The sequence below is a fragment of the Faecousia intestinalis genome, from assembly GCF_040096185.1.
In the GTDB taxonomy this organism is placed as follows: domain Bacteria; phylum Bacillota; class Clostridia; order Oscillospirales; family Oscillospiraceae; genus JAZOXB01.
The window spans coordinates 1-13,015 of sequence record NZ_JBBMFF010000146.1; the positions used below are offsets into that span (position 1 = coordinate 1).

General features: G+C 61.4%; 9 protein-coding genes. 8 read left to right on the forward strand and 1 reads right to left on the reverse strand.

Annotation, left to right across the window (positions count from 1 at the left end):
- Nucleotides 1-159 precede the first annotated feature (159 nt).
- A complete protein-coding gene (locus tag WMO66_RS03635; protein ID WP_349135021.1) occupies nucleotides 160-1,842 on the reverse strand; it encodes a glutamine--tRNA ligase/YqeY domain fusion protein in 1,683 nt (560 codons plus the stop codon).
- A gap of 208 nt (nucleotides 1,843-2,050) precedes the next feature.
- Here WMO66_RS03635 and pyrH point away from each other — a divergent pair, with 208 nt between their 5' ends.
- From pyrH to WMO66_RS03675, 8 genes are all read left to right on the forward strand, one after another.
- Complete coding sequence (gene pyrH / locus WMO66_RS03640) at nucleotides 2,051-2,773, forward strand: UMP kinase (RefSeq protein WP_349135022.1); 723 nt, start codon at nucleotides 2,051-2,053, stop codon at nucleotides 2,771-2,773.
- Nucleotide 2,774: 1 nt separating this feature from the next.
- Nucleotides 2,775-3,326 carry a ribosome recycling factor gene (gene frr / locus WMO66_RS03645; protein ID WP_349135023.1) on the forward strand — a complete coding sequence of 184 codons (552 nt, stop codon included), beginning with the start codon at nucleotides 2,775-2,777 and terminating at the stop codon, nucleotides 3,324-3,326.
- Between the two features lie 85 nt (nucleotides 3,327-3,411).
- On the forward strand, nucleotides 3,412-4,152 hold the full coding sequence (gene uppS / locus WMO66_RS03650) for an undecaprenyl pyrophosphate synthase (RefSeq protein WP_349135024.1): 741 nt from the start codon (nucleotides 3,412-3,414) through the stop codon (nucleotides 4,150-4,152).
- A 1-nt stretch (nucleotide 4,153) separates the two neighbouring features.
- Nucleotides 4,154-4,996: a phosphatidate cytidylyltransferase gene (locus WMO66_RS03655; protein WP_349135025.1), complete on the forward strand. Its 843-nt coding sequence runs from the start codon at nucleotides 4,154-4,156 to the stop codon at nucleotides 4,994-4,996.
- Nucleotides 4,997-5,000: 4 nt separating this feature from the next.
- On the forward strand, nucleotides 5,001-6,149 hold the full coding sequence (locus WMO66_RS03660; RefSeq protein ID WP_418468837.1) for a 1-deoxy-D-xylulose-5-phosphate reductoisomerase: 1,149 nt from the start codon (nucleotides 5,001-5,003) through the stop codon (nucleotides 6,147-6,149).
- Between the two features lie 5 nt (nucleotides 6,150-6,154).
- The gene (locus tag WMO66_RS03665) at nucleotides 6,155-7,204 is read left to right on the forward strand and encodes a M50 family metallopeptidase (protein ID WP_349135027.1); all 1,050 of its coding nucleotides are present in this window, start codon (nucleotides 6,155-6,157) and stop codon (nucleotides 7,202-7,204) included.
- 11 nt (nucleotides 7,205-7,215) lie between these two features.
- A complete protein-coding gene (gene ispG / locus WMO66_RS03670) occupies nucleotides 7,216-8,253 on the forward strand; it encodes a flavodoxin-dependent (E)-4-hydroxy-3-methylbut-2-enyl-diphosphate synthase (RefSeq protein WP_349135028.1) in 1,038 nt (345 codons plus the stop codon).
- A gap of 333 nt (nucleotides 8,254-8,586) precedes the next feature.
- The gene (locus WMO66_RS03675) at nucleotides 8,587-12,903 is read left to right on the forward strand and encodes a PolC-type DNA polymerase III (protein WP_349135029.1); all 4,317 of its coding nucleotides are present in this window, start codon (nucleotides 8,587-8,589) and stop codon (nucleotides 12,901-12,903) included.
- The last annotated feature ends 112 nt before the right edge of the window (nucleotides 12,904-13,015 follow it).

A 13,015-nucleotide genomic window follows, 5' to 3' on the forward strand; every position in this document is an offset into this window, starting at 1 on the left:
CTGCCGCTGCGGCGGGTGATCAAACGCGAAAGGACACCCTGACGGTTTCCTTTCACACTTTTCTTCCCTCCGAAACTCTCGGCTTGGCGGTTTTTTGGATAGTTTGAGCTCCCGGCGGGATTTCCCGCCGGGAGCGCTGCATTTTTTTGGTTTTGGAGATCAGGCCTGCGGCTTATAGCTGTCCTTCAGGCTGACGGAGCGGTTGAAGACCGGGTGCTCCGGTGTCGAGTCCTTGCTGTCCGGGCAGAAGTAGCCCAGGCGCATGAACTGATAGGATTCCGGAGCCTTGGCCGCGGCGAGCGCGCGCTCGATCTTGCAGCCCGTGAGGATCTCGAGGGAATCCGGGTTCAGGCACTCGAGGAAGTCCTTGTCCGCTGCGTCGGGATCGGGATCGGTGAAGAGGTTCGAATACAGGCGTACCTCGGCGTCTACGGCCTCGTTGGCCTCGACCCAGTGGATGGTGGACTTGACCTTGCGGCCGTCGGCGGGGTCGCCGCCGCGGGAAGCCGGATCGTATTCGCAAAGGACCTCCGTGACGTTGCCGTCCGCGTCCTTGACGCAGCCGGTGCACTTGACGACGTAGGCACCCTTCAGGCGGACCTCATTGCCGGGGAAGAGGCGGAAGAATTTGCCGACCTTCTCCTCCATGAAGTCATCCTGCTCGATCCACAGATCGCGGGAGAACGGGATCTCGCGCTTTCCCATCTCGGGGTGGTTCGGGTGATTTTCAACCTCGAAGATCTCCGTCTGCCCCTCGGGATAGTTCGTCACGGTCAGGCGCAGGGGATGCAGCACGGCCATGGTGCGCGTGGCGGAATCGTTGAGGTCCTCGCGCAGGCAGTGCTCGAGGAAGGCGTATTCCACGGTGGAAGCGGCCTTTGCCACGCCGATGCGCTCACAGAAGCTGCGGATGGAGTGCGGCGTGTAGCCGCGGCGGCGCAGACCGCACAGCGTCGGCATGCGGGGGTCGTCCCAACCGGCGACGCGGCCGTCCTCGACCAGCTTGCGCAGCTTGCGCTTGGACATGACGGTGTAGTTGATGCCGAGGCGCGCAAACTCGATCTGGCGCGGCTTCGACGGCAGGTCGCAGTGCTCCACGACCCAGTTGTAGAGCGGGCGGTGCGCCTCGAACTCCAGCGAGCACAGCGAATGCGTGATGTGCTCCATGGCGTCCTCGATCGGGTGGGCAAAGTCGTACATCGGATAGATGCACCACTTGTCGCCCGTGGCGTGGTGCGGCATGTGGTTGATGCGGTAGATGGCCGGGTCGCGCATGTTGAAGTTGCCGGAGGCAAGGTCGATCTTCGCGCGCAGCGTCATGGCGCCGTTCGGGAACTCACCGGCCTTCATACGGCGGAAGAGGTCGAGCGACTCCTCGATGGGACGGTCGCGGTACGGGCTGCGGGCCGGGGTCGTCAGGTCGCCGCGGTATTCGCGCATCTGCTCGGGCGTCAGCTCGCAGACATAGGCCAGCCCCCTGCGGATGAGGTCCTCTGCGCACTCGTACATCTTGTCAAAATACTGGGATGCATAGTAAAAACGGTCGTCCCAGGTAAAGCCGAGCCAGCGGATATCCTCTTTGATGGCTTCGACGTATTCCGTGTCTTCTTTCGTGGGGTTCGTATCGTCCATGCGCAGGTTGCAGATGCCGCCGAATTTTTCGGCGGTGCCGAAATCGATGCACAGCGCCTTGCAGTGGCCGATGTGCAGATAGCCGTTCGGCTCAGGCGGGAAGCGCGTGTGCACCTGCATGCCCTCATACTGGCCGCCGGAGCCGATATCCTCTTCGACAAAGGCCTCGATAAAATTCTTGATCTCCGGGCGATTGAGCTCGTCTGCCATGTTTCCCATCCTCTCAGGTAAAAGTACTCCTCATTATAGCGCAGTCCGCCCAAAATCGCAACTCCTTTGCATACAAATCGCGAAATTTCATCTGTCCGGGAAAGAAATTTAAAAACAATTTGTGAAAATATGCAGATTTCGGTTGTCAATCCGGCAAAATTATTATAGAATAGACGAAGACAAACAGAAGGTAAAGGAGAGGTTCCCCATGAACGAGCCGAAGTATCGCCGCGTACTTCTGAAAATCAGCGGCGAGGCCCTGGCGGGCGACGCCCACCGCGGCCTGAATTTTGATGTGATCGGCAGTGTCTGCGACGTCGTCAAGCAGTGCGTCGAAGCCGGTGTGCAGGTGGGCATCGTCGTCGGCGGCGGCAATTTCTGGCGCGGCATCAAGGACGGCGGCGACCGGATGGAGCGCACCCGCGCCGACCAGATGGGCATGCTTGCCACGGTCATCAACTGCCTCGCTCTGGCCGACAGTCTGGAGCAGCGCGGCGTTGAGGTCCGCGTGCAGACTGCCATTGAGATGACCCGCATCGCCGAGCCCTATATCCGCGGCCGTGCCATCCGCCATCTGGAGAAGGGCCGCGTCGTGATCTTCGGCTGCGGCACCGGCAACCCGTTCTTCTCGACGGATACCGGCGCGGTGCTCCGCGCGGCGGAGATCAACGCCGACGCCATTCTGCTGGCCAAGAACGTCGACGGTGTATATTCCGACGATCCAGCGAAGAATCCGGACGCCGTGAAATTCGACGAGATCACCTATGACGAGGTCCTTGCCCGCCACCTGATGGTGATGGACTCGACGGCGACCTCACTTTCCATGGACAACCACATTCCTATCATTCTCTTCGCGCTGAAGGACCCCGAGAACATCCTGCGCGTCGTGATGGGCGAAAAGATCGGAACCGTAGTGAAGGAGGACAAATAACATGGTTGACTTTAAGGACTATACCTACAAAATGGACCGCACGCTCGAGGTGCTCCAGGAGGACTTCGGCGCCGTCCGCGCCGGCCGTGCCAATGCCCGCGTGCTTGACCGCATCAGCGTCGAGTACTACGGCGTCGATACGCCCATCGGACAGGTCGGCACCATCGCCTCACCTGATGCGCGCACGCTCGTCATCCAGCCGTGGGACGGCAGCCTGCTCAAGAAGATCGAGAAGGCCATCCAGACGTCCGACCTCGGCATCAATCCGCAGAATGACGGCCGCGTTATCCGCCTGGTGTTCCCGCAGCTCACCGAGGAGCGCCGCCGCGAGCTGACCAAGCAGGTCAAGAAGTACGGCGAGGATGCCAAGGTCGCCGTGCGCAACATCCGCCGCGATGCCATGGACTATGTCAAGGCCCTGAAGAAGAAGTCTGAGATTACCGAGGACGACCAGAAGAAGGCCGAGAAGGACCTGCAGGACCTGACCGATAAGTATATCAAGAAGGTAGACGAGGCCTGCGCCGTGAAGGAAAAGGAGCTTATGGAGCTCTGAGCGCCCAGAATAGAGCCCGCTTCGCAAAAGGGGACCGTGACGGTTCCCTTTTGCGCCGATTGGGCCCGGATTGGAAAAAACTGCAATGAGATTATTCCGAAAAAAGACCGCCCCGGCGCAGCCGCGGCGGATCCCGACCCACATCGCCATCGTCATGGACGGCAACGGCCGTTGGGCAAAGCAGCGTGGTCTGCCGCGTCCTGCAGGACATAAGGCGGGCGCGGAGTCGTTCCGCACGATCGCAAATTATGCCAAGAGCATCGGTCTGCAGTATCTGACGGTCTACGCCTTCTCCACGGAGAACTGGAAGCGCCCGGAGGACGAGGTGGACGCCATTATGGACCTGCTGGAGAAATACCTCCGCGAGGCAATCCGCGACATGGACCGCAACCGTGTGCGCTTCTGCTTTTTCGGCGACCTGTCGCGCCTGTCGCCGGAGCTGCAGCGCGAGGCGCAGGAGGCTGTGGAACGCTCGAAGAAATACGAGGGCGTACAGGTGAATTTCTGCCTGAACTACGGCGGCCGCGATGAGATCGTCCGTGCGGCGCAGCGCTTTGCCGCGCAGTGCGCCGCCGGAGAGCGCCGCCCGGAGGAGCTGACGGAGGATATGTTCTCCGATCTGCTCTATTCTGCCGGGGTGCCGGCTCCGGAGCTTGTCATCCGCCCCGGCGGAGAGACTCGCATTTCCAATTTCCTGTTATGGCAGTCGGCTTATGCCGAATACTATTTTACGGATGTCCTCTGGCCGGACTTCGGCCCGGAGGAGCTGGACAAAGCGATCGACGCCTTCAACGCGCGCGATCGCCGCTTTGGAGGAGTGAAATAATATGCTGACCCGCATTCTTGCCGCCTGCGTCGGACTTCCGCTGCTGTTGGCCGTCGTTCTGTTTCTGCCGCCTGTGGCAACGGCGATTCTGTTTGCACTGGCCTGCGGCGTGGCGGCCTATGAGATGCTTTGGCGTACCGGCATCCTGAAGCATCGCCGCATTCTGGTCTATACGGTTGTCGCCGCCATGGCGAACGTCATGTGGTCGTGGCTGCGTGCGTGCAGCATCGTCTCGGAGCAGACGCTGTGGCTGTGCGCGCTGCTGGGCCTGTTCGTCTATTTCTGCGCCCTGTTCTGCGAGCTGCTCGCGGCTCATACGGAGCTGCGCTTCACGGCCGTGTGCGTGGCGCTGTTCAGCGGCTTCGTCTATCCGTTCCTCATCGGCGCGCTCGTGCGCCTGCGCGGCATGGACGGCGGCAAATTCTATATTCTGGTGGCCTTCCTGCTGTCCATGGTCGCAGACAGCGGCGCTTATTTTGTCGGCCGCGCCTGCGGCAAACATAAGCTGGCACCCATCGTCAGCCCGAAGAAGACCGTGGAGGGTGCAGTCGGCGGCGTCGTTTGCAACATCGTGTTCCTGTGCCTGTATACGCTGCTCCTGAACAAGTGCTTCGGCTTTACGCAGGTGAATTATTTCTATGCCGCGATCTACGGCGTGCTTGGCGCAGTGGCGTCCATCGTGGGCGATCTGACGCTGTCCGTCGTGAAGCGGCAGGTCGGCATCAAGGACTACGGCAATCTGATCCCCGGCCACGGCGGCATCCTCGACCGCTTTGACAGCACGATGCTCGTCGCGCCGCTGACCGAGCTCCTGATCCTGCTCATCCCGTTTGCGGTGAAGTGATATGATGACAAAAAATCTGACGATCCTCGGTTCGACCGGCTCCATCGGGCGGCAGACGCTCGAGGTCGTTGAGCAGCTGCCCGTGCGCGTCGCTGCGCTGACTGCCGGGCAGAATGTGGAGCGCATGGCCGAGCAGTGCCGCCGCTTCCGGCCGCAGCTTGCCGTGATGGGCACGGAGGAGGCTGCGCAGCGCCTGCGTGAGGCGCTGGCAGGGGAGAAAATTGAAATTCGCTCCGGCATGGACGGCCTCATCGCCGCGGCAGAGCACCCGCTGGCGGACACCGTTGTGACGGCTGTTGTCGGAATGCTCGGCCTGCGGCCGACGCTCGCGGCCATCCGGGCGAAAAAGCGCATTGCCCTTGCCAATAAGGAGACGCTCGTCTGCGCGGGCGAGCTCGTTATGCGCGAGGCTGCGGCGGCCGGGGCGGAGATCGTACCGGTCGACTCAGAGCACTCCGCCATCTTTCAGTGTCTTATGGGCTGCCGGGACCGCAGCGAGATCCGCCGCCTGATCCTGACATGCTCCGGCGGGCCGTTCTTCGGCAAGACGCCGGACGAGCTGCGGCAGGTAACGAAGGCCGACGCCCTGCGCCACCCGAATTGGAAAATGGGCGAGAAGATCACCATTGACTGCGCGACGCTTATGAACAAGGGCCTTGAGGTCATCGAGGCCATGCGGCTGTACGGCCTGCCGCTTTCGCAGGTCGACGTCGTCATCCACCGGCAGAGCATCGTGCATTCGCTTGTGGAGTTCCGCGACGGGGCCGTGCTGGCCCAGCTCGGCGTGCCGGATATGCGCGTGCCCATCCGGCTGGCGCTGACCTACCCGAACCGCGCGGAGAATCCGGCTGAGCCGCTCGACCTGCTGCGCTGCGGCCCCCTGACGTTCGATGCGCCGGATGAGGAAGCCTTCCCGTGCTTCCGCCTTGCAAAGCAGGCGGCGCAGACCGGCGGAACGGCCTGCGCGGTGCTCAACGGTGCGAATGAGACCGCCGTGGCGCATTACCTGCGCGGCGAGTGCGGCTTTTATGACATTCCGCGCATGGTCGACCACGCGCTGCAGACCGTCCCGTTTGCGGTAGCAGACACGCTCGAGACCGTGCTGCAGGCCGACCGCGCCGCACGCGCGGCGGCAGATTCCTGGATGAGGTGATGAGCTTGACCGTTGTTTATATTCTGGTAGCGATCCTCCTGTTCGGCCTGCTCGTGCTCGTGCATGAGTTCGGCCATTTCCTGACGGCGAAGCTGTCCGGTGTGCAGGTCAATGAATTCTCCCTGTTTATGGGTCCGGCGATCTGGAAAAAGCAGAAGGGCGAGACACTGTATTCTCTGCGCTGCATCCCCATCGGCGGCTATTGCGCCATGGAGGGTGAGGACGGCGACAGCGACAATCCGCGCGCCTTCGGCCGCGCGAAGGTCTGGAAGCGCCTCCTCATTCTGGTGGCCGGTTCGTTTATGAATCTCGTGGCGGGCCTGCTTATCATGACGATCTATGTGGCGTCCGTCTATCAGGCCATCCCCACGCGCGCCGTCGCGTCCGTCGACTCTGCCAGCGTGTTTGCCGGGCAGCTGCAGGCGGGCGACAGCTTCTATTCCATCGGCGGCGAGCGCGTCTACACGTCGGGCGACGTCACGATGCTGCTCGACCGCTGCGAGGGCGGCACGGCGGACATCGTGGTGCTGCGCGGCGGCGAAAAGGTGCGCCTGCCGAATGCACAGGTCGAGCGCCGCGACTTCGGCGGCGAGCAGCTCTACGGCTTCACGATCGACGTGCAGGAAAAAACGCTCGGCGGGACGCTCGGCTTCTCGTGGAACAGCTGCGTCGACTTTGTCCGCATCGTGCGACTCGGCCTCGGGGACCTGTTTACGGGCCGCGCGGGCCTGAAGGACATGAGCGGACCGGTCGGCATCGTCGAGCAGGTCACGGAGACGGCCAACCAGCAGGAGAGCGCCTGGGAGGGGCTGGCTGTCGTGCTGTATTACTTCTCCTTCATCGCCATCAACCTCGGTGTAATGAACCTGCTGCCCATCCCGGCGCTGGACGGCGGCCGCATCGTCGGCCTGCTGCTCACGACGCTCATCGAGCGCATCACGCGCAAAAAGCTCAACCCCAAATATGAGGCGTGGATCAACGGCGTCGGCATGGTGCTCCTGCTCCTGCTGATCGCGGTCATCACGTTCAAGGATATTTTCCATCTCTTTACCTGAGGAGGCCCGGAATGACCAGACAGATCAATGCGGGCGGCGTGCGCATCGGCGGCGGCGCGCCGGTCTCGATCCAGTCCATGCTGAACACCGCCACAACGGACGTGGAGGGCAGCCTTGCCCAGATCGCCGCGCTCAAGGCGGCCGGGTGTGAGCTGGCGCGCCTTGCCGTGCCGGATCAGGCTGCGGCAAAGGGCTTTGCCGCCATTGCGGCCCGGTCCCCGCTGCCGCTCGTGGCGGATATCCACTTTGACTATCGCCTTGCCATCGCTGCGGCGGAGGGCGGTGCGGCCAAGATCCGCATCAACCCCGGCAACATCGGCGGCGAGGCCCATGTGCGCGCCGTGGCAGACTGCTGCCGCGCCCACCATATCCCCATTCGCATCGGCGTGAACGGCGGCAGCCTCGAGAAGAGCCTGCTGGAAAAATACGGCCATCCCACGCCGGAGGCGCTGGTCGAAAGCGCGTTTTCCCACATCCGGATGCTCGAGGACGTCGGCTTCGGCGATATCTGCGTTTCCATGAAGTCCAGCAATGTGCCGCTCATGATGCAGGCATACCGCCTGATGCACGAGCGCAGCGACTATCCGCTGCATGTCGGCGTGACGGAGACCGGCACGGAATATATGGGCACCATCAAGTCCGCCATGGGCATCGGCGGTCTGCTGTGCCTCGGCATCGGCGATACGATCCGCGTCTCCCTGACGGCGGATCCCGTGCGCGAGGTCGTGGCGGCCAAGGCGATCCTCAAGGCGGCCGGCCTGCGGAAGCAGGGCGTGAACCTCATCTCCTGCCCGACGTGCGGCCGCACGAAGATCGATCTCATTGGACTTGCCAACCGCGTGCAGGAGGCCCTGCAGGACTGCGACAAGGAGCTGACGGTCGCCGTCATGGGCTGTGTTGTCAACGGGCCGGGCGAGGCGCGCGAGGCGGACATCGGCATCGCGGGCGGCGACGGCTGCGGCGTGCTGTTCGTGCACGGTGAGCTGAAGGAAAAGCTGCCCTATGACGAGCTGCTTCCTGCCCTGCTGCGATACATTGACGCAATGTAATATCTGCAAAATCCATGGCCCCCGCCCGGCATCACCGGATGGGGGCCTTTTTTCCCCATCACGAAGGCTTGCGCATTGCGCCGAAAACAGGTATAATTGGAGAAAAAGACAAGAGAACAGACTGTCAAAAAACTGCCAAGCCAAAAGTATCGGAGGGAAGAAAAGAGTGAAAGGAAACCGTCAGGGTTTCCTTTCGCGTCCAATAACCCGCCGCAGCGGCAGAATTGCAAAATAGGATATATACAAAAATTTATTTTGCAATTCTGAAAGCAGCTTGGCGAAAAAGCCCGATGGGACTTTTTTGACAAGCTGAGAGAGGAAGAGCATCACATCATGGCAGTTCCGTTTTTGAAGATGTTTTTGGAATATGAACCGGATGAGCCGCAGCGCGCCGCACTGGAGCAGGCGAGCATCGTCCATGCCGAGATCGACCGCGAGGCGCGGTCCGTCCTGCTCCGTCTGGAGCTGCCGCGCTATGTCCCGGAGGCTGTGCTGAACACGGCGGCTTCGGAGCTGAGTAAGCTCTACGGCATGCGCCGCGTTCGCTTTGAGCCGCATTACCCGCCGGAGGCATTGGCCGAGTTCGACGGGCAGGAGCTGACGCGCGCGCTCATCGACGCCTATTCTCCCGCGGCGGCCATTCTGGCCGGTTGCAAATGGTCGTTTGCGGGGGAGCGGGCCGAGCTTTACCTGCGCGCCAACGGCCGCGACCAGCTCACACCGCATCTTCCGGCTGCAGAGCGGCTCCTGACTGAGCGCTTCGGCGTCCGCATGGGCATCGACGTAATTTCAAATCACGAGCCGGTGGGTGAGGAGCTGTTTGCCGAGACAGAGAAAATGCGACTTGCCGCGCTGCGCGATATGCCGGCCTCGTCCGCTCCGGCGGGAAAGCCGCAGGCCGGGAAGGACGCAAAGCCCGCTGCACCGTCGCAGATGATCTTCGGCAAGCCGTTCCACGGGAACGTCACGCCCATGCGCGAGCTGTCGCAGGACAGCGACGTCGGCCGCGTCATCGTCGAGGGCCGCGTGTTCGCCGTGAACCACAAGGAGCTCAAGAAGCGCAATGCGTGGGTCGTGAATTTCGACATGACGGACTACACCGGCTCCATCCGCGTGAACCGCTTTATGGAGGCCGATCAGGCAAAGCCACTCATCGACGCCATCCAGAAGCCCGGCAAGTGGCTGCGCGTGCAGGGCTTCATCAGCTTCAGCCGGTTTGAAAACGACATCGTGCTCGAGCCGCTGGCCGTGCAGGCCGCGGAGGCGCCCGTCCGTGTGGATACCGCGCCGGAGAAGCGCGTGGAGCTGCATCTTCACACGACAATGTCCATGATGGACGCCCTGACAAAGACGGGCGAGGCCGTCGCCACGGCTGCCCGCTGGGGCCACCGCGCCATTGCCATCACGGACCACGGCGTTGCCTCGTCGTTCCCGGCTGCCCTGAATGCCTCGAAGAACAAGGTGGCGGGGACGGATCAGAACATCAAGATCCTCTATGGCTGCGAGGGCTATTATGTCAATGACGTGGACGACCGCATCGCCGTCCACGGGACGGCAAGCCTGCCGCTGGACGGCGAGTTCGTCGCCTTCGACCTTGAGACCACGGGCCTTTCGGCTCAGCACGACGAGATCACGGAGATCGGCGCCGTTATCCTGCGCGACGGGCAGGTCGTCGATACGTTCCAGGCCTTCGTGAACCCCGGCCGCTCCATCCCGCAGAAGATCGTCGACCTTACCGGCATCACGGACGCCATGGTGGCGGATGCACCGCCCATTTCTCAGGTGCTGCCGGAATTTCTGGCCTTCTGCGGCGGGCGCGTGCTGTGTGCGCATAATGCCGATTTCGATGTCGGCTTCCTGACGGCGGCGGCCGAGCGGCTCGGTCTGCCGTTCGATCCGACGTATCTCGATACGCTCATCTTTGCACAGAATCTGATGCCGCAGCTGACGAATCACAAGCTCGATACCGTGGCCAATGCGCTCAGCCTGCCGGATTTCAACCATCACCGTGCCTCGGACGATGCGCTGACGTGCGGCTACCTCTACCTGCGCTTTGCCAAAATGCTGCAGGAGCGCGGCCTGCACGACATTCAGGATATCAATGCGGACATGCTCTCCCTGCGTGCCGGAAGCCGCATCACGAACCGCCACGCCCGCCACATCCTGCTGTTTGCCAAGAATCAGATGGGCCTGCGTAATCTGTATCGCCTGATCTCGGATTCCAATCTGAAATATTTCAAGCGCACGCCGCGCATCCCAAAGTCAGAGCTTATCCGATTCCGTGAGGGTCTCATTATCGGCTCGGCCTGCGAGGCAGGCGAGCTGTTCCAGGCCATTGTGGCCCACAAGAGCCACGCGGAGCTCAAACGCATCGCTTCGTTCTACGATTTCCTTGAGATCCAGCCCCTGAGCAACAACCGCTTCATGCTGGCCAAGGGCATCGCGGAGAGCGACGAGGAGCTGCGCGAGTTCAACCGCACCGTCGTCCGGCTGGGCGAGGAGCTGGGAAAGCCCGTCTGCGCGACGGGAGACGTCCACTTCCTGAACCCGGAGGATGAGATCTATCGCCGGATCCTGCTGGCCACGAAGGGCTTTGAGGATTGCGACCGCGAAAATCCGCTCTATTTCCGCACGACGGACGAGATGCTCGAGGAATTCTCCTACCTGGGCCCGGAAAAGGCCTATGAGGTCGTTGTGAAGAACCCGAACCACATCGCCGACATGTGCGAAACCGTCCGCCCCGTACCGCATAACCTGTTTGCGCCGAAGATCAAGAACTCCGTCGAGGACCTGAAATCGCTGGTCTACGGCAAGCTGCACCGCCTGTACGGCGATAATCCGCCCGAGATCGTTACGAAACGTGTTGAGACCGAGCTGGGAGACATTATCAACTGCCATTACGACGTCATTTACATGTCTGCGCAGAAGCTCGTACAGAATTCCCTGGAGCACGGCTACCTCGTCGGATCCCGCGGCTCCGTCGGCTCGTCGCTCGTGGCCTTCATGTCCGGCATCACCGAGGTCAACTCGCTGCCGCCGCATTATCGCTGCCCGGAATGCAAATACTGCACCTTCGATGTTCCGGATGGCATCAACTGCGGGGCCGACTTGCCGGATGCCGTCTGCCCGCAGTGCGGCGCGAAGCTCGATAAGGACGGCTTCAACATCCCGTTTGAGACGTTCCTCGGCTTCGGCGGTGACAAGGTCCCGGATATCGACCTGAACTTTTCAGGCGAATACCAGTCGCGCGCCCATCAGTACTGTATCGAAATGTTCGGCGCGAGCCATGTGTTCCGTGCGGGCACGATCGGTGCGGTCGCAGAGAAAACGGCCTACGGTTATGTGAAAAAATATCTGGCTGAGCGAAACCTGACCGTCAGCCGCGCGGAGGAGAACCGCCTTGCAGCGGGCTGCGTCGATGTGCGCCGCACGACGGGCCAGCATCCAGGCGGCCTTGTCGTCATCCCGCAGGAGAATGAGATCTGGGATTTCTGCCCGGTGCAGCACCCGGCGGACGACATCCATACCGATATCATCACGACGCATTTTGAATATCACTCCATGGAGGAAAACCTTCTGAAGCTCGATATGCTCGGCCACGATGACCCGACGATGATCCGCATGATGGAGGATATGACGGGAGTCGACGCCCAGAAGATCCCGCTCGACGACAAGGACACGATGTCCATCTTCGTTTCAAGCAAGGTGCTCGGCTATGAGCATGACAAGATCCTGACGGAGGTCGGCACAGTCGGCATTCCGGAATTCGGCACGAGCTTCACCCGCGGGATGCTCATGGACACCAAGCCGACGCAGTTCGACACGCTCATTCGCCTTTCCGGCTTCTCCCACGGCACGGACGTCTGGCTCGGCAACGCGAAGGACCTGATCCTGAGCGGCACGGCCTCCGTCAATCAGGCCATCGGCTGCCGCGACGATATCATGCTCTATCTCATCAAGTGCGGTCTGCCGGAGAAGCGCGCCTTCAAATTCATGGAGTCCGTCCGAAAGGGCGCGATCCACAAGGGCAAGGCGTGGCCGGAGGGCATTGTGGAGGAGATGCGCGAGCATCAGGTGCCGGAATGGTACATCGAATCCTGCAAAAAGATCAAATACCTCTTTCCGAAGGCACACGCAGCGGCCTACGTCATGATGGCCTTCCGCATCGCGTGGTTCAAGGTACATCACCCGCTGGCGTTTTATGCGGCCTATTTCTACCGCCGCAGTCAGAAGGACGGCTTCGACGCCGTGATGATGACACATGGCATCGAGACTGTGAAGGAGCACATCAAGCGTATCAACGCTGATCCGGACCATTCTGACAAGGAAGAAGATTTGCTGACGACGCTCGAAGTCTGCTATGAATTCTATCTGCGCGGCTTCACGTTCGACAATATTGACCTTTACGCCTCGCATGCCACAAAATTCCTCATCCGGGACGGCAGGCTCCTCCCGCCGTTCGTCTCTGTTTCCGGCCTCGGCGAGTCCGCCGCCTGGGATATTATGGAGGGCCGCGAGGGCAAGCACTTTGTCTCCATTGAGGAATTCTCTGCAGCCTGTCCAAAGGTGTCCAAGACTCATATCGAGAACCTGAAGCAGGCGGGCGCGTTCGGTGACCTGCCGGATACGAGCCAGATCACCCTTTTTTAAGGAAACTCTGAATCAATCATCTGCGGCGGATGCCAGATCTTTTTCGTCAATCCATCGGTATGAAAAACTTGAAATATTGCGCAGCCGTTGGCGGCTTTGCCGCCTTACGGAT

Bases quoted from the DNA above. Each gene is read 5' to 3' on its own strand.
- WMO66_RS03635 (WP_349135021.1), bottom strand. From the start codon at position 1,842: ATGGCAGACGAGCTCAATCGCCCGGAGATCAAGAATTTTATCGAGGCC.
- pyrH (WP_349135022.1), top strand. From the start codon at position 2,051: ATGAACGAGCCGAAGTATCGCCGCGTACTTCTGAAAATCAGCGGCGAG.
- frr (WP_349135023.1), top strand. From the start codon at position 2,775: ATGGTTGACTTTAAGGACTATACCTACAAAATGGACCGCACGCTCGAG.
- uppS (WP_349135024.1), top strand. From the start codon at position 3,412: ATGAGATTATTCCGAAAAAAGACCGCCCCGGCGCAGCCGCGGCGGATC.
- WMO66_RS03655 (WP_349135025.1), top strand. From the start codon at position 4,154: ATGCTGACCCGCATTCTTGCCGCCTGCGTCGGACTTCCGCTGCTGTTG.
- WMO66_RS03660 (WP_418468837.1), top strand. From the start codon at position 5,001: ATGACAAAAAATCTGACGATCCTCGGTTCGACCGGCTCCATCGGGCGG.
- ispG (WP_349135028.1), top strand. From the start codon at position 7,216: ATGACCAGACAGATCAATGCGGGCGGCGTGCGCATCGGCGGCGGCGCG.
- WMO66_RS03675 (WP_349135029.1), top strand. From the start codon at position 8,587: ATGGCAGTTCCGTTTTTGAAGATGTTTTTGGAATATGAACCGGATGAG.